We start from the raw sequence: 22,924 nt of genomic DNA, 5'->3' as shown, positions 1-22,924 counted from the left end.
GCTCGAATGCATCGCCCGCCAGCGTGCTCGCACCGCGCCACCGTCAGGCCGGGGGCGCTTCGGCCGGCGTCGCCAGTGCACGCGCCAGTGCCGCCGCCAATTGCTCGCCGCTGACCGGCTTGCGCAGGAAGCCGTCCATGCCCGCTTCGCGGGCGCGCGCCTCGTCGCGGCCGCCGGAGCGGGCGGTGACCGCAATGATCGGCACGTGGCGGGCGTCCGGTTCGCGCTGGCGGATCAGCCGCGCGATCTGGAAGCCGTCGACGCCGGGCAGGTCCAGGTCCAGCAGCACGGCGTCGAAACTCACGTGTGCCAGTTCGGACAGTGCGGCCAGCCCGTTGACCACGTGCACCACCGCGTGGCCCTCGCGCTCCAGCAGGCCCCGGATCACCACCGCCACGATGGTGTCGTCCTCCACCAGCAGCAAGCGGTAGCTGCGGGCGGCGCGAGTCGGCGTCGGCGCTTCGACCGGCGGCTCGGCCAGCGGCAGGCGCACGCGGAAGGTGCTGCCGTGGCCCACGCGCGATTCCAGCTCGATGCTGCCGCCCATCATGTCCACCAGCTCCCGGCAGATCGCCAGGCCCAGGCCGCTGCCCGCCGCACGCTGCGGGCCGTCGGCCTGCTCGAAGCGCTGGAACAAGCGCGCCTGGCTCGCCTCGGGAATGCCCGGCCCGGTGTCGCTGATGCCGAACTGCAAACCGTCGGCGGTGCGCTGCGCGCTCAGCGAGACGCTGCCGTGCTCGGTGAACTTCAAGGCATTGTTGGCCAGATTCAGCAGGATCTGCTTGATCCGCACCGCGTCGCCGAGCAGTTGTGCCGGCAGATCGTCGGCCAGTGCCAGCTCGAAGCGGATGCCCTTGGCGTGGGCCAGGCCCTGCTCCAGCTGCGCCACGTCCTCCAGCAACTGGCGCGGGCTGAACGGCGCCGGCTCCAGCTCCAGCCGGCCGGCCTCGATGCGGGCCAGGTCGAGCGCGTCGTTGAGCAGCTTCAGCAGCATGCCGCCGGAGCGTTGCATCGCCTGCGTGTAGTCGTGCTGCTGCCGGTTCAGCGGCGTGCTCAACAGCAGCTCGGCCATGCCCATCACGCCGGTCATCGGCGTGCGTATTTCATGGCTCAGGGTGGCCAGGAACTGCGTCTTCGCCGCGCTCGCCGCCTCGGCCATCTGCCGCTGCTGCTCGGCCAGCTGGATCTTGTGGCGCTGCGCCAGGCGACGGCGCCAGGCATGCAGGATCAGAGCCACCAGCGCCGCCACCAGCAGCACGTAGATGGCCCACGCCCACCAGCGCAGCCACGGCGGCGCCTCGACCTGGATGCGCAGCGGCGTGGCCAGGTGCACCCATCGGCCATTCGCGCCCGCGGCCATCACGTCCAGCGTGTAGTCGCCTGCGCCGAGGCCGCTGAAATCGCGCTCGCCGCGGCTGCCGGTGTCCACCCAGTCGCTGTCGAAGCCGTACAGCCGGAAACGGTAGCGGTTGGCAGCCGGCGCGACATAGGAGAACACCCGCGCCTCGATCGCGAGCTGGCTGTCGTGCCAGTCCATGTGCAGCGGCTGCGTGCCGATCGGCAGTACTTGGGCGGCGCCGCGGTGGCGCACCCTGGCCTGGGTGAGCGCCATCTGCGGCACGCTGGTCTGCCGGTTGCTCCGGTCCGGGTTGAACGCCACCACGCCGCCCAGGGTGGCGGCGTAGATGTAGCCGCTGGGCATCCGCGCGTAGCCGCGGAAGAACTCGCCGTTGGTCAGGCCATCCTGCAGGCCGAACGAACGGAACGTGCCGGTGTCCGGCTCGAACCGCCACAGGCCGTCGTGGCCAAACACCCAGACCCGGCCGGCGGCATCGACGCGCAGGTCGGTGACGTTGACCGACGGCCAGCCATGCACCGCGTCGATCCGGCGGTCCGCCACGATGCCGTCGCCGCCGCGGCGGTAGTGGACCAGCCCGTCGGCATTGGCCATCCACAGTCCGTCGGCGGTGAAATCGAAGGCGTCGACGGATTGTCCTGCCGGCCCGCCCGGCACCATCACGAAGCGGCCCCGGGTCGTGTCCAGCCACATCATGCCGCCGTCGCTGGCGTACCAGAAGACGCCGTCATGCAGCGTCATCTGGCTGCCCCAGCGCACCTTGTCGCTGGAGCCGTCCATCGGCACCGGCTGGACCGCCAGCGTCTCCGGGTCGATGCGGAACAAGCCCTGGCCGAAGGTGCGCGCATACATCTGGCCATCCGGCCCGGACTCGACCTCCAGCGGCCGCTGCAGCATCGCGCCGGCCGGGTCGACCCGGTCGAGTCGCCCGTCGGTGTCGCGGTACAGCGCGCCCTGCACCACCACCCACAAGCGGTTGCTCGCGTCCTCGGTCATGCCGACCACGTCGCCGCGCAGTCCCGATATCGCGTGCTCGACCGCGCCGGTCACCGGATCGAGCCGGTCGACCCGGCCGCCGCGCTGGCCCACCCACACGTGGCGACCGTCCTTGCCGCGCGCCATGGTGGTGGCGATCGCGTCGCGCAGGCTGGACGGATCGTCCGGCGTGTGGGTGAAGCGGCTGAAGCGGTTCCAGCCCGGCCCCAGGTACGCCACGCCGCCGTCGTACAGCGCCGCCCACATGCCGCCTTCGCGGTCGACCATCAGCTGCCATACCCAGGTACCGGGCAAGTTGCCGTAGAGCACCGGCTGGTCGGCCACCGCGGTCACCGGCCCGCCCGGGCGCGCCTGCAGGAACAGGCCCTTCTGCGTGCCGACCCACAGGCGGCCGGCGGCGTCGCGCACGCTGCTCATCACGTTGGTGGCGGGAATCACGCCGGCGCCGAAGCGGCGTGCCACGCCGTCGGCGCCGACGATCCACAGGCCGTCGGTGGCGGCAAGCCGCACCTCGTCGCCGCTGCCGTCGATCCGCCACGCGTCGATGGTCCGCTGCGGCTCGGCCGACGGTATGCGGCGGATCGCGCCGTCCGCCTCGCGCACGAATACGCCGTGGCTGCTGCCGATCCACAATCGGCCGCGCCCGTCCACATACAGTGCGGCAACGGTGCCGACCGCGGCTGGCGTGGCACCAAGCTGCGGATCGACCACGTGCTCGAAGCCGCGCTCGTCCGGGTGCATGCGGTCGAGCCCGCCGGCGCTGCCTATCCACAAGCTGCCGTCCGGTGTTTGCGCGATGGCCCAGACCCGGTCGCTGGACAGGCTGGCCGGGTCGGCCTGATCGTGCCCCCAGTGGCGGAAGCTGCCGCTGGCCTCGTCGTAGCGGTTCAGGCCGGCGTTGAGGCCAGCGGCCCACAGGCGTCCGCGGCGATCGACCGTCAGCGTGGCAATGCCGTTGGCGTACAGCGAGCCCGGGTCGTTCTCCGCATGCCGGAACACCTTGAAGCCGACGCCGTCGAAACGCGCCAGGCCACCCTTGGTGCCGAACCAGATCGCGCCCTTGCGATCCTGCACCACGGCGTAGACATTGGTGCTGGGCAAGCCATCCGAGGTGTCGTAGCGGCGAAACTGCGGCGTCGGCAGCGGATCGGCCCGACTCGCGGCCGTCGGGATGGCCGGCATGCCCGCGACGGGCAGGGCCAGCCCGAGGGCCAGGGTCAGCAAGGCTGCCGAAAACATTCAGGTCGTCCCCTTCGGGCTTCCATGCCGGCCAGCACCGCGTTGCATGCGAGCGACGCGCCATGGCGGCAGCCTGTCCCGTAGCGGCCATGATGCCAAAGCCTTCCTGCCAGCGCGAGCACAGGCGCCCGTCCGCGGCTCAGGCCGTGGCATCGCTCGCCGAGGCGATGACCCGGGCCAGCGCACCAGCCAGTTGTTCGCCGCTGACCGGCTTGCGCAGGAAGCCGTCCATGCCCGCTTCGCGGGCGCGCGCCTCGTCGCGGCCGCCGGAGCGGGCGGTGACCGCGATGATCGGCACGTGGCGGGCGTCCGGTTCGCGCTGGCGGATCAGCCGCGCGATCTGGAAGCCGTCGACGCCGGGCAGGTCCAGGTCCAGCAGCACCGCGTCGAAGCTGGCGTGGGCCAGCTCGGCCAGCGCGGCCAGCCCGTTGATCACGTGCACCACGTGATGGCCTTCGCGTTCGAGCAGGCCGCGGATGACCGCCGCCACGATGGTGTCGTCTTCCACCAGCAGCAGGTGATGGCTGCCGCCGGCGGCGAGCGGTGCCGCCAGTGGCGCCGGCTCGGCCGGTTCGGCCAGCGGCAGGCGCACGCGGAAGGTGCTGCCGTGGCCCACGCGCGATTCCAGCTCGATGCTGCCGCCCATCATGTCCACCAGCTCCCGGCAGATCGCCAGGCCCAGGCCGCTGCCCGCCGCACGCTGCGGGCCGTCGGCCTGCTCGAAGCGCTGGAACAAGCGCGCCTGGCTCGCCTCGGGAATGCCCGGCCCGGTGTCGCTGACGCCGAACTGCAAACCGTCGGCGGTGCGTTCGCCGCGCAAGGTCACGTGGCCGCGTTCGGTGAACTTGAGCGCGTTGTTGGCCAGGTTCAGCAGCACCTGCTTGATGCGCACCGCATCGCCGACGACCTGTGCGGGGAGGTCATCGGCCACCTCCAGCACGAAGCGGATACCGCGCGCGTGCGCCAGCCCCTGCTCCAGCTGCGTCACGTCCTCCAGCAACTGGCGCGGGCTGAACGGCGCCGGCTCCAGCTCCAGCTTGCCGGCCTCGATGCGGGCCAGGTCGAGCGCGTCGTTGAGCAGTTTCAGCAGCATGTCGCCGGAACGTTGCATCGCCCGGGTGTAGTCATGCTGCAGCGGATCGAGCGACGTGCTCAACAGCAATTCGGCCATGCCCATCACGCCGGTCATCGGCGTGCGTATCTCGTGGCTCAGGGTGGCCAGGAACTGGGTCTTGGCTGCGCTGGCCGCCTCGGCCATCTGCCGCTGCTGCTCGGCCAGCTGGATCTGGTGGCGCTGCGCCAGCCGCCGGCGCCAGCCACGCAACGCCAGCGCGACCACGGCTGCCACCAGCAACAGGTAACCCAGCCATGCCCACCAGCGCAGCCACGGCGGCGCCTGCACCGTGACCAGCAGCGGCCGCGCCTTGCCCCACTGGCCGTCGGCGCCATGGCCGTGCACTTCCAGCGTATAACTGCCGGCGCCGAGCCCGACGAACTCGCGCTGGCCCTGGTTGCCGGTGCTCACCCAGCCGCTGTCGAAACCGCCCATGTGGAAGAAGTAGCGGTTCGCTGCCGGGTCCACGTAGGACGACATGCGCGCCTCCACGCGCAAGTCGCGATCGCGCCAGCCCAGGTGCACCGGCTGCTCCGGCGACAGCGCGACGGTCTTGCCGTCGCGGCGCACGCTGACCTGGGTGAGCGACAGCAGCGGCAGCGGGCCGGGCCGTTCCAGCCGCGCCAGTTCGGCCGGCTGGAACGCGGTGACGCCGCCGCTGCTGGCGGCAAGCATGGTGCCGTCGGCAGCGACCACCGCCGAGCCGTTGGTGAACTCTCCATTGCTCAGGCCCTGCGCCGCACCGAACTGGGTGAACGTGTGGGTCAGCGGGTTGAAGCGGCGCAGGCCCGGGCTGCTGAACAACCACAGTTGCCCCTGCCGATCGACCAGCATGGTGCGCAGGTCCGCGATCAGCCCCATCCGGCTGATGTCGACGCTGTCGTCGCGCGTGGCGCGCCCGTCCGCCAGGCGGTAATGCTCCAGCGCGGTTTCGGTGGCGATCCAGAAACCGTCGTCATCGAACGCGAAACTGTAGATCTCCCGCCGCGATACGCCCGGCACGAACGCCAGCGGCTGTCCGGGCCCTTCGCTGCGCATCAGCCCGGCCATGCTGGCGTACCAGACCGCCCCGTCGTGCGCCCGCAACTGGTCGAAGAAGCGCGCGCCGTCGGGCGCATCGGCCGGCAGCAGCGGCGTCGACGCCAGCGTGTCGGGGTCGATCGCGAACACGCCCTCGCCCCACGACGCCCCGTAGATATGGCCGTCCATGCCGGCGACCAGCGCGAGCGGCCGTTTCATGTGCGTCTGCTCGGCGCCCAGCGTCAGCAGCTTGCCGTGGTCGTAGCGGTAGATGCGCCCGGGCCCGGTGATCCACAGGCGGCCGCGCGCATCCTCCGCCAGCGAGGTGAGGTTGCCGTGCAGGCCGCGCAGCACGTGGCTGACCTCGCCGGTCGCCGTATCCAGCTTGTCGACCCAGCCGTTGTAGCCGCCCACCAACAGCTCGTGGTCGCGCCCGGTCAGCACCGACAGCGCTGCGGTGTTGGACAGGCTGTCGGCATCGTCCGGGATATGCGTGAAACGCGCGAAACCATTCCAGCTCGGCGGCAGGTACGCGATGCTGGACTGGTCGAAGGTGAACCACAGGCCGCCTTCGCGATCGCGGAAAATCTGCCACAGCCGATCGCTGGGCAGGCCGCCGGGCAACAGCGGCGCGCCGGTGATGTGCTGCAGCGGGCCCTGTTCCGATTCGAGCCAGACGCCGTCGAGGCTGCCCAGCCACAACCGCCCTTGGCTGTCGCGCACGCTGCTCAGGATGCGCGTGTTGGCCAGTTGCCGATTTGCCAGCGGCCGCGCCACGCCGTCGGCGCCGACCACCAGCAGGCCACCGCTGACCGCCACGCGGATCTCGTCGCCATCGCCCTCGATGCGCCACACCGCGCCGACGTCGCCGGCGAACGCGGGGTCGACCGCCACGCGGCGCACCTTGCCGTCGGTCGAGCGCACGTAGAGACCATGCTCACTGCCGATCCACAACCGCCCCTCGTGGTCGGCCAGCAAGGCGCGGATGGCGCCGAACGGGGCCGCCTGCCCGCTGCCGGCATCGAGCCGCACGGGTTCGAAACCTCTCTCGTCGCGGCGCATGCGGTCGAGGCCGCCCTGGGTGCCCACCCAGATCTGGCCATCGGGGGTCTGCGCGATGCTCCACACTTCGTCGTTGCTGAGGCTGTGCGGATCGTCCGCTGCGTGCACCCAGTGGCGAAAGCGCCCGCCGTCCTGGTCGTAGACGGTCAGTCCCGCCGAGACGCCGCCGGCCCAGATGCGGTCCGCCTTGTCCACGAACAGGGTGTAGATCTGGTTGCTCGGCAGCGACAGCGGATCGCCGCTGGCATGCCGGAACACCTTGAACGTGACGCCGTCGAAGCGCACCAGGCCGCCATCGGCACCGAACCACATCATGCCGCGATGATCCTGCGCCACCGCGTAGATCGAACCGCTGGGCACGCCGTCGGCCACGCCATAACGACGGAACTGCGGCGTCGCCGGCATGCTCGCGCCGGCGGCCGGCATTGTCGTGCTGGCACCGCCGGCGGCCGCGGACCCCGGCGTGGCCACCGCCAGAACCGCACCCAACATGAGCGATGCAAGCATGCGCAGATTCCCCTGATCCGCCCCATCATGCCAAATCGGGTCCGTGGCGGCGAGCATCGCGCCGGCCCGGAGCGATGCGTTTCACGCGTCGTGCGTCATTCGGCCGCGTCGGGCGCCGCCAACGCCTTGCTGTAGAAACCCGACGGATCGAAACAGCACACGCGCCGCTTGCCGGCGGCGAGCATGTCGCAGGCGGCGGCGACGCGCTGCGTGCGGGTCTTTGCCTGCTTGGCCGAGACGATCCAGTGGATCCAGTCCACGCGCGCGATCGTGGTGGTGGCGTCCCAGCCGGCGCGGGCGGCGGTGGGCGCATCGTCCAGCGCCTGGCGCAGGTCGGCCGGCAGCGCGGGTTCCGGCTCATGCTTCACCGGCGCGATCTCCAGCGCCACGGTGTCGCCCGCTTGCGCACGGACGGTCTTGAGCAGGCGGCTGTCCAGTTTCAGCCAGTGGCTCAACTGGCCATCCGGCTCCAGCGTCGCCTGGAAGCGGTGGCCGTTGATGCTGGCGTCGACCGTGGTGCGCCCACGGCGCGGCAGCTTCTCGCTCACCGGTCGCGGCAACAGCACGAAGGCCCATGCGGCATCGTCGGGCATCGCCGGGCGCAGCACTTTCGCCGTGAAGCGGGAGGTGGTGTCGGCCTTGCTCATGTCGCATCGTCCTCGGGGAAGGGGCTTGCCGCACGCCTGGGGGCAAGGCAACGCGGGGATCGTACCGCGCATGCCGTGGCGCGGCGAAAGGGCCATCGGCCATGGGCGTGTGCGGTGCGCGAGCCCCTACAATCGCCGGATGTCCCGACGCCTACGCCTGCTGTTCGCCGCCCTGGCCATAGCCGCACTGCTGTGGCTGCTGTTTGCCGCGGCGGAACGTTTCCTCGCGCTGGCCCAGCGCTTCCTCGCCTTGCCGGCGCCGTTGCAGTGGACGCTGGGCCTGGTGCTGGCGATCTTCGCCGCCGCCGGCCTGGCCGTGCTGTGGTGGCTGCTGCGTCCGCGCCGCCGGCGCCGACCCCTGCCGGTGCCCGACCGCGCCAGCCTGGAGCAGCGCATCGACAAGTTGCGCGAACACGGCGCCGACACCGGCGCGCTCGCCACCGAGCTGGGCGAACTCGACCAGCGCCGGCTCGGCGCGCGCCTGTACGTCGCGCTGTTCGGCGAGATCTCCACCGGCAAGTCCAGCCTGATCCGTGCGCTGGCGCCGCAGGCCACACTGGCCAGCGAGGCGCGCGGCGGCACCACGCGCGCGGTCGGTCACTACGACAGCACCTTGCCCGACGGCCGCAGCCTGGTACTCGCCGACGTACCCGGCAGCCGCGAGAGTGGCGGCGAAGCGCGCGAACGCGAGGCACGCGAAGAAGCCCTGCGCGCCCACGCGGTGATCTACCTGTGTGCCGGCGACCTCACCCGCAGCCAGGTCGACGAACTGCGCTGGCTCGCCGATTTCGGCAAGCCGCTGCTGCTGGTGTTGAACAAGGCCGACCAGTGGGGCGAGCCGGAGCTGGCGCAGCTGCTGGACAAGCTGCGCGCGCAATCGCGCGGCATCGCCAGCGCGGTGGTGGCGATCAGCGCCGGCGGCAGCGAGCGATACCAGCGCCGGCTCGCCGACGGCAGCACCGAATCGGTCGAACGCCAGCGCAAGCCGGCGATCCAACCGCTGCTGCGCGCACTCACCCGCCTCATCGCTCCCGGTGCCGAGGGACTGGAGCCGCGTCGCGAGCAGGCCGTGCTCGCCGGCCTGCACCAGCGCACCGGCACGCTGGAGGCGCAGACCCGCGCCGAAACCGCAGAGCGCATCGTGCGCCAGTACGCCCGCCGCGCGATCGTCGGTGCGATGGCGGCGGTGGCGCCAGGCAGCGACCTGGTGATCCAGGGCGTGCTCGCCACCGGGCTCACGCGGGCGCTGGCCGAGCTGTACGGCGTCGGGCTCAGCGACGTGCAGATCGAGGATTTCGTGCGCCAGGCCAGGCTGACCCTGCGCACCGGCAGCTCGATCGTGCTGGCGGTTGCCGGCAATGCACTGAAGGCGTTCCCCGGTCTGGGCACGCTGGGCGGCGGCGTGCTGCACGCGTTCGCCTACGCGCTGATCTTCGACTCGATGGGCCGCGCCCTGGCCGCCTCGCTGGCCGAGCGGCAGACGCTGGACCAGGACGATGCCGACGCGCGGCTGAAGACCCTGCTCGCCGATGCCGGCGGCACGCGCCTGAAACAACTGGCGACGTTGACGATGGACACGCTGCGCGAACCGCGCGTGGAGTAACCCGTGCTCACTGGTAGGGCGGGCACCGCCCGCCGGCTCTTGTTTCGTGTCACGGAAGGCGGCGGGCAGTGCCCGCCCTCCCCCGCCGTTGCCGCTGCCGAATCCCGGCCTAATGAAACTGATCGCTCGCCGGCACCCACGAACTGGAAGCCGGGGCCGGCAATCGCACTGGCGTGGCGGGCGGCAATTCCGACGCGCAGCCCGGCGGCAACGGGCCGCCGGCGACGCGGGCGGCAGCGCATTCGGCGGCGTTGTCGAACTTCACCATCGGCGCGGAGGTCGCCGGTGCCGGCGTGCTGGCGGCCGCGGGCGGCGCCAGCGGGGCGGCAGGCGCCAGGTGCAATGGCGCATACGCGCTGGCGGCGACCGGTGCCGGCGGCGGGTCGGGGTTGCGGCAGCCGAACAGCGCGATCGGCAGCAGTGGTTTCACCGCGCACTCCACCCGCACGCCGCGCGGCAGGTGGAAGGTGTGCTTGACCGTGGTCTTTTCCACCGCGCGGCGCAGCGCGGTGTCGACCGAGCTTTCGTCCTCGGGCGTCCAGTCCTGCTCGAAGCGGGTGGGCCGGTAGCCGACGTCAGGCGTGCGGTGACGCATGATTTCGGTATCGCCGCTCGGCTTCAGCTGCACGTAGTCGCCCACCGCGCCGTGCTCCCCGCCTTGCGCTGCGCCGGGTCGATCGCCGCCGAGCTTGCCCGCGGCCAGCGAGGGCGCGTGCTGGCTGCCGGTACTGGCGGCGGCACGAACCGCTGGCGCAGGTGCCGACGGCGGCGCGACGCTGGTGGCGCCGGCCGGCTCGCCGACCGTGGCGGTGTCGCTGCCTTGCGGCGAGGCCTCCGGCGCGCGGCTGACCTCGGCGGTGGCCGGCAGCGGCAGTGCGGAGGCGGCGGGCGGAGGCGTGATCGCGGCCACGGCGGTCGGTGCCTGCAACACCGGGCGCAGGGTCGCTGGCGTCATCGCCGGCGCCGGTGCGGAGCGCTGCAGGTCCAGCTGGGTCGGTGCCAGCGCGCGCGGGGGCGCGACAACCTCGGCCGGCACGGCTTCGGCCAGTTGCGCGGGTTGGGTCAGCTGCGGCACCAGGCGCGGGGCGGGCGGCGCGATCGGCGTGGGGGGCACCAGCGTTTGCGGCTGCGGACGCGGCAGTTGCGGTGGCGCTGGCGCGGGTTCCGGCGCTTCGCTGAGCGCGGCCAGCGTGGTCGGCGCCGCGACTTGCAGCGTGATCGCGGGCGGTGCGGCGACCGCAGGCACGCTCGCCTGGGGCAAGGCCAGCGCGGTCGGCGGCAGGATCGGGCGATTGCCTTCGGCCTGCGGCGGACGTTGCGGCTCGGGCTGGGGCGCCGGCAGCGCGGGAGCCACCGGCGCCGGCAGGGTCAGCGCCAAGGGAGGCGCCGGCACCGCCGGTGCCGCCGGTTTGGGTAGCGGCAGCGGCGTCGGCGCCGGCAGGCTCACTGGCGGCTGCGGCGCGGCGACCGGCGCGGCTTTCGCCGGCTTCGCGGGGGTGGCGGCGGCCGTCAGCGCGACGGCATTGGCGCTCGGTTCGACGCGCGGTGCGGGATGCTGCCGACCCTGCTGGCGCGGCCCGCGCTGCTTCGGTGGCGTGCCATGCACCGGCGGCGGTGGCGGCGGTTCGGGTGGCTCGATCAGGCGCACCTGCAGCAGCGGTTCGCGCGAATGGTCCGGCAGCACGGTGGGTTCGTAGGCCGGGCCGAGCACGAACGCGAACAGGCACAGCAGATGCACCAGCAAGGTGCCGAGGAAGGCCAGCGCGCGACGACCCCGCGACGGCGGCGGCGCGTGCCGACGCAGATGATAGACGCGGCCGCGCGTGGCCGCCGCCAGCGGCGAGTCCAGCAAGACTCGCGCGGGGTTGGCGGCACGACGGGGTGGGACGGAATCCGGGGACGGCGCGGGCATGCGGCCAGTGTAGCGGGGGCCATCAGCGGCCGGCGCCGCGCGCTGCCTTGCGCTCGCGCAACTCCTCGTCCACTGCGCGGTCGGGCGTATCCACCGGACAGCCTTGCGCCAGCGGCTTGCCGGCGCGATACATCGCGATGCAGGCCTCCACGCCGGGCGGGGTGAAACCGTGCGTGCGACCGTCGGGCGTGCTGGCCGGCGCCATGTTGAGGCGCATGTCGCCACTTTTCGCCGACGGTGGCGGCGGCGGGTCGCCACCGCAACCACCGGCGAGCATCGCCAGCGACACGGCGCAGTGGATGCGGATGCCGCCGGGCAGGTGGATCGTCGTTTTCTTCGTGGTCTTGTCCACCAGCTTCTGCAGCGCGCTGTCGACGGAGCTGCCGCCCTTGTCCCAGTCGTCCGCGAAGCGGGTGGGCTTGTACTTGACCGGGCTGTCGTGACGCATGACCTGCGTATCGCCCTGCGGCATGCGTTGCACGTAGCCGGGCACCGGCGCACTGGAAACAGGCGCCGGCGGCAGCAGTGGCTGGCCATGCTCGTCGTACAACCGCAGCGGCGGGGCCTGCACCACCATGGCGCCCTTGGCCGGCGGCTCCGGCCGTGCCCGCGTCGGCGGCGGTGCGGCGGGCGGCGCGGGCGGCAAGGCCAGCGGCGGCGGCGCGTGGCTTGCAGGTGTGTCCTCGATCAGGCGGATCTGCAGGAACTGCTCGGGTGGCGCCTCCTCGTGCGGTACCGGCGGGCGCGTGCCGTACCACGCCACCAGCGCGAACAACGCATGCAACAGCAGTACCGCGGCGAGCGTCCAGCGATGCGTGGCCCGCTCGACCGGCGGCTCGTGCCAGCGATGCCGCTGTCGCGTGGCCCGCGCACGCCAGTCGCCAGCCGCGGGCACGAGCTCGCGCCGCTCGGGTTCGGGCGGCTCGGGCGTGGCTGGCTGGGGCTGCGGCGCAACGGCGATGGCGGTGCCTCGTGGAAATCGGTGGGCGGTCGCAGCATGGCCGAAGGCGATTGAACCCCGCTAGACCGGCGTGACGATCGCGTCGCCGGGGCGCGCGACACCTGGGACAGACAGCCGCCGGCGCCGCGCGGTTCCCCGCAGTGCAGCTTGACCCCACTTGCGCATGGCACAAGGCTAGGCCGATCGACGCCCCGCGCCGATCCCCCGCCATGACCGCCCTCGCCGCCGCATCGCGCAGGACGACCATGACGGCCCGCTTTTCCAGCCGCCCCGCGCGGCCTCGGGCGGTGCCGTTCATGCCACGAGGCTGCGCCCTTAGCATGAGGAGGGTCGCATCGTGTCCGAACTCGTCACGGAACATATCCGCAACATCGCGCTCGCCGGTCACGCCGGCGCCGGCAAGACCACGCTGTTCGAGGCCTTGCTGCATGCCGGCGGGGCGATCCAGTCCATCGGCACCGTCGAGCGCGGCAATACCGTGTCGGATACCGACGCGCAGGAACAATCGCGCGCCCATTCCATCGACAGCAGCATCGCCCAGGTCGAGCACGGCGACTGCCGCATCAACCTGATCGACACCGCCGGCTACGCCGATTTCCGCGGCGGCACGCTGTCCGCGCTGGCTGCGGTGGAGAGCGTGGCGATCGTGGTCAACGCGATCAACGGCATCGAGCACGGCACGCGCCGCATGATGATGCACGCCCACGAGCGCGGCCTGGCGCGCATGCTGGTGATCAACAAGATCGACTTCGACGGCGCCGACCTCGCCGCCCTGGTCGACGCGCTGCGCGAGGAATTCGGCAGCCAGTGCCTGCCGGTGAACCTGCCGGCGCAACGCGGCAACCGCGTGCTGGATTGCTTCTTCCACGACGACGGCGCCACCGATTTCTCCTCGCTGGCCGTGGCGCACCAGCAGATCATCGACCAGGTGGTGGAGGTCAACGAGGCACTGATGGGCCGCTACCTGGACGAGGGCGAGCAGGCGCTGGGCGCGCAGCAATTGCACGACGCCTTCGAGCAATGCCTGCGCGAAGGCCACCTGGTGCCGATCTGCTTCACCAGCGCGCGCACCGGTGCCGGGGTGAAGGAACTGCTCGACGTCGCCGCGCGGCTGCTGCCGAATCCGGCCGAGGGCAACCCTCCGCCCTTCGTGCGCGGCGACGGCCTGCCGCTGCGGGTGAGCGCCGACCCGCAGGCGCACGTGATCGCCGACGTGTTCAAGATCATCAACGACCCGTTCGTGGGCAAGCTGGGCGTGTTCCGCGTGTGGCAGGGCACCGTGCGGCGCGACAGCCAGCTGCTGGTCGACGACGGCCGCAAGCCGTTCAAGGTCGGCCACCTGTTCCGCCTGCAGGGCAAGAACCACGTGGAGATCGAGGCGGCGATCCCCGGCGACATCGCCGCGGTGGCCAAGGTCGAGGAAATCCACTACGACGCGGTGCTGCACGATTCGCACGACGACGATCGCATGGCGCTGGCGCCACCGCGGTTCCCCACGCCGATGGTCGGCCTGGCGCTGGAGCCGCGGCACAAGGGCCAGGAGCAGAAGCTCTCCAACGCGCTGGCGCGCCTGGCCGAGGAAGATCCCTGCTTTCGCGTCGAGCACCACAAGGAACTCAACGAGACCGTGGTGCGCGGGCTCTCCGAGCTGCACCTGAAGGTGATGCTCGAGCGCATGCGCGAACGCTACGGCGTGGAAGTGGAGACGCGCCCGCCACGCATCGCGTATCGCGAAACCATCGCCGCCCTCGCCGAAGGCCACCACCGGCACAAGAAGCAGACCGGCGGCGCCGGCCAGTTCGGCGAGGTGTTCCTGCGCATCGAGCCGCTCGATCGCGGCGCCGGCTTCGAATTCGTCGACGCGATCAAGGGCGGCGTGATCCCCGGCCAGTTCCTGCCGGCGATCGAGAAAGGCGTGCGCCAGGCGATGGAGCGCGGCGTGGTGGCCGGCTACCCGCTGCAGGACCTGCGCGTCACGGTCTACGACGGCAAGTACCACTCGGTCGACTCCAAGGAGGTGGCCTTCATCAGCGCCGGCAAGAAAGCCTTCCTCGACGCCGTGGCCAAGGCGCATCCCGTGCTGCTGGAGCCGATCGTCAACGTCGAGGTGGCGATCCCCGAGCGCCACGTCGGCGACGTCACCGGCAGCCTCGCCGGCAAGCGCGCGCGCATCCTGGGCACCGATGCGCAGCGTGGCGGCGAGCTGGTGATCAAGGCGCAGGCCCCGCTGGCCGAACTGATCGATTACCCCACCGAACTGAAATCCATGACCGGCGGCCGTGGCCGCTACAGCCTCGACCTGAGCCACTACGAAGCCGCCCCCGCCACCGTGCAGAAGCAGTTGGGAGAGGCTTGGAAGCCGCGCGCGGAGGAGGATTGAAGTGCATCGGGTGGCCTCTTGCCGGCGCGCCACGCTACGATGCCGGAGCACTATCCAGTTCACCACCAGCCAAGGGAATTGCTGATGAAGCCACTGTTGCTCGTTCCGACATGCCTGCTGCTGGCATGCGTCTCCACCCTTTGCCTGGCGGGTCAGTCGGCCGACGGCTCCAACGCACGGCCGGCTTCGACCCATGTCGCGCCCGCGGACGCGCCGCCACCGACGCCACCGCCACGGCAGACGCCTGACATCGAGCGCACCCTGCGCGCCATGGACGACGCCTCCACCCAGGGACACCCGGATCTCTTCGGCCAGTTTGCCGGCATGCGGCGCCTGTTCGAGGGCGACTACCAGGGCGCCATGAAGTACTTCCGGATCGGTTCGCGCTACGCCGACAAGATGTCCCAGCTCAGCATCGCGATGATGTATCTCAACGGCCGGGGCGTGAGGAAGGACCGGGCCAGTGCCTGCGCCTGGATCACGCTGGCCGCCGAGCGTGGCTACCCTTCCTACGTCAACGCGCGCGACCGGATCTGCGCCGCGCTGGCACCCGCACAACGCACGCAGGCGAACACGATGCTGGCCGCGTTGATGGCCGAGTTCGGCGACGCCGTGGCCAAGCCGAGGATGAAGCTGGCCCTGATCTCGGCCAGGAACTCGCTGACGGGGTCGCACCTGGGCCACGACTCCGGCGTCAAGGTCATGGGGTTGAACGCCGACAATCCGACCCGCTGCGGCGGCAACCGTCTCGTCCTCGGCGGCGTGGAGATTCCCCGCGAAGGATGCGGCAGGTACGACCCGTCGCTGCTGGACCCAAACCGTTATTTCGCCGCGCGGGACGCGCAATGGTTCGGCACGGTGACCGTCGGCAAGATGATCAAGGCGGACCCGCCGCCGTCCACCGCACCGGGTGCAAGCGATCACTCCCACTGAGTGGGTCGCCCGAAGCCGCTCCGGTATGACTGTCACTGCCCGATGGCGCGCGCCTTTCAGCGCGCGCCTGGAGGACAGCCCAGGTCGAACCATGCCGTCTTGGCACGCGTGACGCCGAACCCGTGGGGTTCCGCGCCAACCGGCAGCCTAGTAATCCCTGGCCCCGAGCAGCCCCACCGCGTAACCGGCCTGGCGCAGCCGCGAGGTGGCCCGGGAACTCAGCATGACCAGCACGAGCAGGCCGACCAGCGGGACGAGCATCAGCACCAGCAGCACGATGCGCCCCCAGACGGGGTAGTCCAGGCCGCGGGCGATCTTGTAGATGCCGGTCCAGGACATCCCCAGGCAGACCAGCAGGGCGAGCAAGGCGATCGGGCCGACCGCGGCGCGCAGCGCGGCGGCGAGGAAGTACAGCAGGATGGCGTAGATCACCAGCTTCTGGCCGGAAGCGACATCGTCCAGCGACGCGCTGCGCTTTTCGCGAACCTCCAGCACGGCACCGGGACTCTGGTACGGATTTTCCATGATTTCCCCCTGATCGGTTTTGAACGACATTTGCCCGGCGACAAGCGCAACGCGCCGGGATTTCCCCTACAGCCGATTCCCCCGCTTGATCGCCAGGTAGCGCTCGATCAGCGCACCGGACAGTTCGCCGCAGCTCACGTCCAGCGTGTTGATGCCTTCGCGACGCAGCGCTTCGTGGGTGCGTTCGCGATCGGCCAGATAGTGCATGGCGGCGGCGCTGCGGATGCTGCCTTCCAGTTCGTCGCCGGGGTCGGCGGCGGCGTGGTCGAGGGCCAGTTCGCGCAGGCTGACCAGCATCACCAGGTGACGCCGGGACAGCATGCTCACCGCGGCGCGCAGTTCGGCGTCGTCCTCGTCGCGCACGTTGGTGATCAGCACCACCAGCGCGCGACGTTGCTGGTGCGCCTGCAGGGCGCTGGCAGCGGCGAGGTAGTCGGTGGCCAGCGGCATCGCGTGCAGGTCGTAGCCGGCGCCGAGCAGCATGTCCATGCCGCCGCTGCCCTGTTGCGGCGGCAACCAGCGTTGCTGCTGGCCGGTGCAGGCCAGCAGGCCGACCGCATCGCCCTGGCGCAGCGCGATGCTGGCCAGTGCCAGCGAGGCGTTCAGCACGTGGTCGAAATGCACCCGGCGATCATCCTGCGCCAGCAGGCGGCGACCGCAGTCGAGCATCAGCACCACCTGCTGGTTGCGCTCGTCGCGGTACTCGCGCGAGATCAGCCGGCTGCTGCGCGCGGTGGCCTTCCAGTCGATCTTGCGCAGGCTGTCGCCGACGCGGTAGTCGCGCAGCTCCTGGAACTCGGTGCCTTCGCCGCGACGCCGTTGCAGCCGCGCGCCGACGCTGCGCGAGGCAAGTTCCACGCTCAAGCCCGCCAGCTCGACCAGCGCGGCGAAGTTCGGATACACACGCACCGTCGACGCGGCGCCGAGCACGCGGCGCACCGACCAGCAACGCCACGGCGAATGCAATTGCACGTGGCAGCCGTCGAAGGCGAACTGGCCGCGTGCGTCGGGCGTGACCGCGTACTCGAGTCGCACGTCGCCGCCCGCCGGCAGCAGCAGCGTGCGCGGCATGCCGCGCACCGCCCAGCCGCCCGGATGCAGGTCGTGCAGGCGCAACTTCTGCGCGCGCCGCGTGGTGCCGCGCACGCGCAGGCCGATCCGCGCCTCCGGCCCCAGCGGCAGCACCGGCGCCAGCTCGCGCGACACCTCGGGCGACGGCATCCGGCGCAGGCGCCAACCATCGACGAGCGCCAGCAGCGCAAGCGCACCGCCGCCGGCCAGCCACGCCGCCAGCGGCAGCCAGCCGAGGCTGGCCAGCACGCCGAGCACGGTCCAGCCGAGCAGCAGCCACAGCAGCGCGGGCGCAGGCCTCATCACTGTCGCGGTGCCGGCACCTTGTGCAGCAGCGTCTTGAGCACGTCGTCGGGGCGCTGGCGTTCGAGCAGCGCCTCCGGCGCCAGCAGCAGGCGATGGCGCAAGGCCGGCAACGCCACCGCGCGCACGTCGTCCGGGGTGACGAAATCGCGGCCGTCGACTGCTGCCTGCGCGCGCGCCAGCCGCGCCAGCGCCAGGCCGCCGCGCGGACCGGCGCCGCCGATCACGCCCGGCCATTCGCGCGTGGTGCGCGCAATGCGCACCGCGTAGTCGGTGACCGCGGCATCCATGCGGATCGACGCCACCGCCCGCTGCACCGCCAGCAACTGCGCCTGGCTCAGCACCGGCTGCACCTGCGACACGTCGAGGTCGGCGGCAACCTTGCCGTCGATCACGCGCGAGACCATGCGCCGCTCGTCCTCCAGCCCCGGATAGCCGATCACCACCTTGATCAGGAAGCGGTCCAGCTGCGCCTCGGGCAGCGGGTAGGTGCCCTCCTGCTCGATCGGGTTCTGCGTGGCCACCACCATGAACGGTGCCGGCAGCGCGAAGCGACGACCCTCGATGGTCACCTGCCCCTCCTGCATCGATTCGAGCAACGCGGCCTGGGTCTTGGCCGGCGCGCGGTTGATCTCGTCGGCCAGCAGCAGGTTGGCGAATACCGGGCCGCGGCGGATCTGGAAACGTTCGGTCTTGGGGTCGTAGATCGCGTGGCCGGTGACGTCGGCCGGCATCAGGTCGGGAGTGAACTGCACGCGGCCGAAGGTGCAGCCGACCGACGCGGCCAGCGCGCGCACCAGCAGCGTCTTGCCCAGCCCGGGCACGCCCTCGATCAGCACGTGGCCGGTCGCCAGCAGCGCCAGCAACACCTGGTCGAACACCTCGGCCTGGCCGATGAAGGCGCGCCCGACCTGCTCGCGCAACGCGCGCACGTGGTCGCCGAGTTCGGCGGTGGAAGGCGGCGGCAAGGCCGGCGCGGCGAGCGTGTCGAGGGTCATGGACGATTCCTGAGTCGGGCCAGGGTGAGGATGGAAACGCGAAACGCCTGCGCGTTCGCCGGTGACTGGAAGGCCTGCGCGATGCGCGCGGCGTCCAGCGCGCTGCGCTCGGCCAGGCGCGCGTACAGCGCCTCGCCGTGCAGCATCGCGCAGGCCGGATCGCGGCGACGCAGGCGCGCCAGCACGGCCTGGCAGGCCAGCGCGTGCAGGCTGCGACCGCCGTCGCGGCGATAGATGAACTCGCCGGCGGCCTGCACGTGTTCAAGCAGGGCGCGGCGGTGCGCGGGCGGAGCCGGCAGCAATGGCCCGAGCCGTGCGCTGCGCATCGCCATCCACGCGGCCAGCAGCAACGCCAGCGCGAGCAGCGCGGGCCAGCCCTTGATCGCCATGAATTGGAGGAAGGGCGGACCGTCCAGCGCGTAGACCAGGTAGATCGTGCCGCGGCCGCGATTGGGCTGCAGCAGGTTCCAGGCAAACTCCTGCGCCGCGGCCTGCTTCAGCGCGGTGTGCGCCAGCGGGGCAAAATTGGCCAGCACGCTGACCGTGCCCTGCCCCAGCGGCATGCGCGCGTACAGATAGCCGTCGTGCGGCGTGCCGATCGCCGCGTCGAGTTTCCCGATGACGCCCGGCCGCAGCCGGAAGCGCGAGCCGCACAGGGCGACGTCGTCGCGCTTGCTCGCCGTCGCGCCGTGCAGGGCCGCGCACTCGAACGAGGCGGCGCGCGAATCGAGCACGCCGAGCGCATCGAACAGCGGCGTGTGCGCCACGCTGGCCGCTCCCGGCGACAGCAGCAGGTGGCCGCCGCCGCGCACCCATGCCACCAGCCGTGCCGCATCGGCGGCATCGACGCGGCCGGCATTTTCGCCCAGCAGCACCGTGTCGCCATGGCGCAACGGCAATCGCGCCGCACTCAATGTGGTCAGCGACTGCACCGGCAGCTGCAGCTCATGCAGCATCAGTTCCAGCGCGAGGAAGCGGTTGCTGCGCGCCGCGCCGTGCGGCGGGATCGTCTCGGTGACGTCCTTGCGCTCGAAGGTGGCGAAGAACCCGGCGACCAGCAGCGCCAGCGCGGCCGCGACCAGGGCGGCGATCAGCAGCGTCTTGCGGTTCATGTCGACGCCCCGGGCTGCGCCGGCCAGCCGGCGAGCAGTTGCTCGACGGTGGCGTCGTCGGGATAGCGCCCGGCGTAGGCAGCGAACTGCCAGGTGCGCACGATCTCGACCACGCGGCGGCTGCGCTGCGGATCGTCGATGGCGCGCGCCTGGCGCAGCCAGTGCGCCTCGGTCGCATCCGCTGCGGGCGGCTGCCGCAGCTCGCGCGCGGTCTGCTCGACGCAGCCGCGATAGAGCAGCGCCAGTGCCTCGCGCCGGCGCTGTGCCTGCCACAGCGCGCGTGCCGCGCCGGCCAGGTCGGCGGGCAACGCGGCTGGCGCGTCGACGATCGACGATATCGGCGGCGACAGCGCCGGCGCGACCTCCTCATCCCGCAGCAGCCAGCGCCCGCGCCAGCGCCAGCCCAGCCAGACCAGGCCGCCGAGCACGCCGATCAGCAGCAGCCACAACAGCAGCTGGAAGAACCCGCCCAGCAAGTGTCCGAGCCAGGGGAACAGCGGATTGATCGACGTCGCGGCCGGTTCCGGCTTGTACTTGAGCTGCCAGCGCCGCACCGTGTGTTCACCGCCGAAGCGCGGGTCGCGATAAGCCCGCGCGGCCGCTTGCGCCAAGCCCGGCTCGGGTGCCTCCGCGCGCGCGCCGAACAACGCGTCCAGCGACACGCTGGCGGGCTTGTCGACCGCCGCGGCGTGCACCTCGGCCGTCGCCTGCGCCTGCACGGGAGGTGTCCATGCGCCGAAGCACAGCAACGCAACCGCCAGCAGCGCGGTGCCCTGCAGCCGCGCGCGCAGGCGCCGGAAGGCCAGGTCGATGTCCCACGCCTCCAGTTGCGTGCGCCGGTTGAGATACAGCGCAAAGCCGCAGGCGACGTAGAGCGGTTCGATCACGCTCATCGCCAGATAGGCCACGCCGGCGCCGGCCAGCACCCACGCGGTGGGGATCACCTGCGTGTCGCCGCGCACCAGCTCGATCAGCGATTGCGGCCGCCATTCGTGCGGGATCAGCAGCAACGCGAACAACCACACGCTGAGGAACAGCACCAGCTCGAACAGCAGGCAGAAATAGGTGAGCAGGCTGGTTTCCCCCACCAGGCGCCGACGCAGCACTTTCCAGCGTGCCGAACGCTGCGCCCGCGTGCTGCCTTCGAGCAGATCGAGCGGCAGGCGCAGCGCGCGGTTGCTGTCGATGCGCAACCAGGTCAGCGCCGCCAGCGTCCGTCGCCACGGCCAGCGCGCCTGGCCGCGCAGGGTCTGGCGCCAGCCCGGCGCCTGATCGAACACCGCCCGCGACAACACGTACAGCGGCAGCCGATCGAACAGCGGCTTCAGCCACCACATCAGCCCCCAGCCCAGCCACGGCCAGCCGAGCGCGACACCGAGCCCGTTGCACAACACGAACAGCGGCAGGGTGAAGGCGAACCACGCCGACCAGACCGGCCGCGCATGCGCGCGCAACATCGCCGCGCCGAGATCCAGCGCCTCGCGCGTCACCCTGGGCCGCAACACCACGCCGATGCGTTCAAGCTCCATGCCGCACCGCCCTGCCGCCGCGCCACAGCCAAGCCAGCACCAGCACCCACAGCACGCCGGCCACGCCGAAGCGCAGCGGATCGGGCAGGCTGGCGATGGAGGACCAGTACGCCTCGATGAACGCCGCCACCAGCAGCATCGCGAATGCGCCCAGCGCCAGTTGCGCGCCGACCCAGCCGGCCGCGACCAGCGCCGGTCCGCGGCGCTGCCGGCCCGGCGCCAGCAAGGTCAGGCCCAGATGCAGGCCGGCGCCACCGGCGATCACCAGCGCGGTGAGCTCGAACGGCGAATGCCCCGCCACGAAGCGCCAGAACGGGCCGCCGTAGCCGATCGCGGTGAGATGGCCGGCGATGCCGCCGATCAGCACGCCGTTGGCGCCCAGCACGTAGACCGCGCCGACGCCGAACACCAGCCCCGAGGCGAACGTGCGAAACGCGATGCCGACGTTGTTCATCACGTAGAAGCCGAACATCTGCAGATCGGTGCCGCTGCTGCGGCCGATGTGCGGATTGGCCGGGTCGTACATCTTCTCGAACTGCGCCAGCTGGGCGCTGCTGAACAGCGTGTGCGCCAGCTCCGGGCGCAGTTGCAGCAGCACCAGCAGGCACAGCGCCGGCACGTAGAACAGCACCGCCGCCAGCGCCATGCAGCGCCACTGCGCGCGGACCAGCCGCGGGAAACCGGCCAGCAGAAACATCGCCACCCGATGCCAGCGCGGCGGCGGCGGCCGGTACAGCACGCGGTGGCCATGCTGCACGAGTTGCTGCAGCCGGTCGGTCACCTCGTGGCTGTAGCCGCGGCCGCGGGCCAGCGCCAGGTGGTGGCAGACGCGCCGGTATTCGGCGGGGAAATCCAGCGCCTGCTCCTGCCGCAGCGTGCGTCGCGGCTGGCGGTCCAGCGCATGCAGCCAGGATTGCAGGCGATCCCAGGTCTTGCCGTGCAAGGCCACGAAGCGTTCCTGTTTCATGCGCGCCCCAGCAGCCAGTTCACGTGCGCCACCAGTTGCCGGATTGCCGCGGTGTCGCGCAGGCCGGTCAGCGGGGTCAGCAGGTTGGCCAGTTCCTCCTGGCGCTGCACGGTGAGCTGGCCGGCGCGCTCGGCATAGTCGACCAGCGCGGCCTGTTCGTCGGCGGACAAGGCCAGCGGCAGCGGCAGCGCGGACACCGCCGGTACCTGCTGGCCAGGCGGCAGTTCGCGCGCATGCACCACCATGGTGCCGGCCACGATGTCGCCGAGCCGGCGCGCGTGCGGATCGACCAGGGTGCTGACCAGGCCCACGCCATAGACGCCGGGCAGGATGTCCACCACGCGCAGCAGGTTGCGCACCACCGACGGCAGCCAGGTCACCGGCGTGCCGTCGGCATGCACCACGCGCAGGCCGAGCGCGCGCTTGCCCGGCGTCTGGCCGTCCATCCAGACCTCGCAGACCACCCCATACGCCCACATCAGCGCGAACAGCAGCAGCATCGCCAGGCCGTTGCCGGCCACGCCGAAGATCGACAGCGGGATCATCGCCACCAAGAAGAAGACACCGCGCAACAGCAGGTCGAGCACCCACGCCTGCGCCCGCGGCAACGCTCCGGCGGCGCGCAGGCGCAGCGAGATGCCTTCGGCGGTCTCGATCTCGCGGACGGTATCGATCATCGAGTGCCGAT

At 71.6% G+C, this 22,924-nt stretch carries 15 protein-coding genes; 3 read left to right on the top strand and 12 right to left on the bottom strand.

Going from position 1 to position 22,924, the window contains the following annotated elements:
- Window positions 1-43: 43 nt before the first annotated feature.
- The 3 genes from ACVCMC_RS00185 to ACVCMC_RS00175 form a co-directional block, all read right to left on the bottom strand.
- Window positions 44-3,592: an ATP-binding protein gene (locus ACVCMC_RS00185; RefSeq protein ID WP_447098259.1), complete on the bottom strand. Its 3,549-nt coding sequence runs from the start codon at window positions 3,590-3,592 to the stop codon at window positions 44-46.
- A 139-nt stretch (window positions 3,593-3,731) separates the two neighbouring features.
- Window positions 3,732-7,295 carry a two-component regulator propeller domain-containing protein gene (locus ACVCMC_RS00180; protein WP_447098258.1) on the bottom strand — a complete coding sequence of 1,188 codons (3,564 nt, stop codon included), beginning with the start codon at window positions 7,293-7,295 and terminating at the stop codon, window positions 3,732-3,734.
- A gap of 95 nt (window positions 7,296-7,390) precedes the next feature.
- Window positions 7,391-7,942 carry a YdeI/OmpD-associated family protein gene (locus ACVCMC_RS00175; RefSeq protein ID WP_447098257.1) on the bottom strand — a complete coding sequence of 184 codons (552 nt, stop codon included), beginning with the start codon at window positions 7,940-7,942 and terminating at the stop codon, window positions 7,391-7,393.
- A gap of 139 nt (window positions 7,943-8,081) precedes the next feature.
- Between ACVCMC_RS00175 and ACVCMC_RS00170 the strand changes: the two genes are divergently transcribed.
- The gene (locus tag ACVCMC_RS00170) at window positions 8,082-9,545 is read left to right on the top strand and encodes a GTPase (RefSeq protein WP_447098256.1); all 1,464 of its coding nucleotides are present in this window, start codon (window positions 8,082-8,084) and stop codon (window positions 9,543-9,545) included.
- Between the two features lie 109 nt (window positions 9,546-9,654).
- On the opposite strand, the gene ACVCMC_RS00165 is transcribed toward ACVCMC_RS00170, so the two are convergent.
- Together ACVCMC_RS00165 and ACVCMC_RS00160 are read right to left on the bottom strand one after the other, a co-directional pair.
- On the bottom strand, window positions 9,655-11,397 hold the full coding sequence (locus ACVCMC_RS00165) for a hypothetical protein (RefSeq protein WP_447098255.1): 1,743 nt from the start codon (window positions 11,395-11,397) through the stop codon (window positions 9,655-9,657).
- Window positions 11,398-11,479: 82 nt separating this feature from the next.
- The gene (locus tag ACVCMC_RS00160) at window positions 11,480-12,352 is read right to left on the bottom strand and encodes a hypothetical protein (protein ID WP_447098254.1); all 873 of its coding nucleotides are present in this window, start codon (window positions 12,350-12,352) and stop codon (window positions 11,480-11,482) included.
- A 403-nt stretch (window positions 12,353-12,755) separates the two neighbouring features.
- Between ACVCMC_RS00160 and fusA the strand changes: the two genes are divergently transcribed.
- Entirely contained in the window at window positions 12,756-14,798 is a 2,043-nt protein-coding gene (fusA, locus tag ACVCMC_RS00155; RefSeq protein ID WP_447098253.1) for an elongation factor G, read from the top strand.
- An 18-nt stretch (window positions 14,799-14,816) separates the two neighbouring features.
- Window positions 14,817-15,731 carry a sel1 repeat family protein gene (locus ACVCMC_RS00150; RefSeq protein ID WP_447098252.1) on the top strand — a complete coding sequence of 305 codons (915 nt, stop codon included), beginning with the start codon at window positions 14,817-14,819 and terminating at the stop codon, window positions 15,729-15,731.
- Window positions 15,732-15,878: 147 nt separating this feature from the next.
- Here ACVCMC_RS00150 and ACVCMC_RS00145 read toward each other — a convergent pair whose 3' ends face one another.
- From ACVCMC_RS00145 to ACVCMC_RS00115, 7 genes are all read right to left on the bottom strand, one after another.
- On the bottom strand, window positions 15,879-16,256 hold the full coding sequence (locus ACVCMC_RS00145) for a hypothetical protein (RefSeq protein WP_447098251.1): 378 nt from the start codon (window positions 16,254-16,256) through the stop codon (window positions 15,879-15,881).
- Window positions 16,257-16,322: 66 nt separating this feature from the next.
- Window positions 16,323-17,630, bottom strand: a complete 1,308-nt coding sequence (locus ACVCMC_RS00140) for a DUF58 domain-containing protein (RefSeq protein ID WP_447098250.1) — start codon at window positions 17,628-17,630, stop codon at window positions 16,323-16,325.
- The gene (locus ACVCMC_RS00135) at window positions 17,630-18,628 is read right to left on the bottom strand and encodes an AAA family ATPase (protein ID WP_447098249.1); all 999 of its coding nucleotides are present in this window, start codon (window positions 18,626-18,628) and stop codon (window positions 17,630-17,632) included. Before ACVCMC_RS00135 ends, ACVCMC_RS00140 begins: the two co-directional genes overlap by 1 nt.
- Window positions 18,625-19,740 carry a DUF4350 domain-containing protein gene (locus ACVCMC_RS00130; RefSeq protein WP_447098248.1) on the bottom strand — a complete coding sequence of 372 codons (1,116 nt, stop codon included), beginning with the start codon at window positions 19,738-19,740 and terminating at the stop codon, window positions 18,625-18,627. The genes ACVCMC_RS00135 and ACVCMC_RS00130 overlap by 4 nt, the downstream gene beginning before the upstream one ends.
- A complete protein-coding gene (locus tag ACVCMC_RS00125) occupies window positions 19,737-21,269 on the bottom strand; it encodes a DUF4129 domain-containing protein (protein ID WP_447098247.1) in 1,533 nt (510 codons plus the stop codon). Before ACVCMC_RS00125 ends, ACVCMC_RS00130 begins: the two co-directional genes overlap by 4 nt.
- The gene (locus ACVCMC_RS00120; RefSeq protein ID WP_395119973.1) at window positions 21,259-22,236 is read right to left on the bottom strand and encodes a stage II sporulation protein M; all 978 of its coding nucleotides are present in this window, start codon (window positions 22,234-22,236) and stop codon (window positions 21,259-21,261) included. Before ACVCMC_RS00120 ends, ACVCMC_RS00125 begins: the two co-directional genes overlap by 11 nt.
- Entirely contained in the window at window positions 22,233-22,913 is a 681-nt protein-coding gene (locus tag ACVCMC_RS00115; RefSeq protein WP_395119974.1) for an RDD family protein, read from the bottom strand. Before ACVCMC_RS00115 ends, ACVCMC_RS00120 begins: the two co-directional genes overlap by 4 nt.
- Window positions 22,914-22,924 lie beyond the last annotated feature (11 nt).

It is taken from the genome of Rhodanobacter sp. UC4452_H20, assembly GCF_052978205.1.
This window is presented reverse-complemented; position numbering and strand designations above follow the sequence as displayed.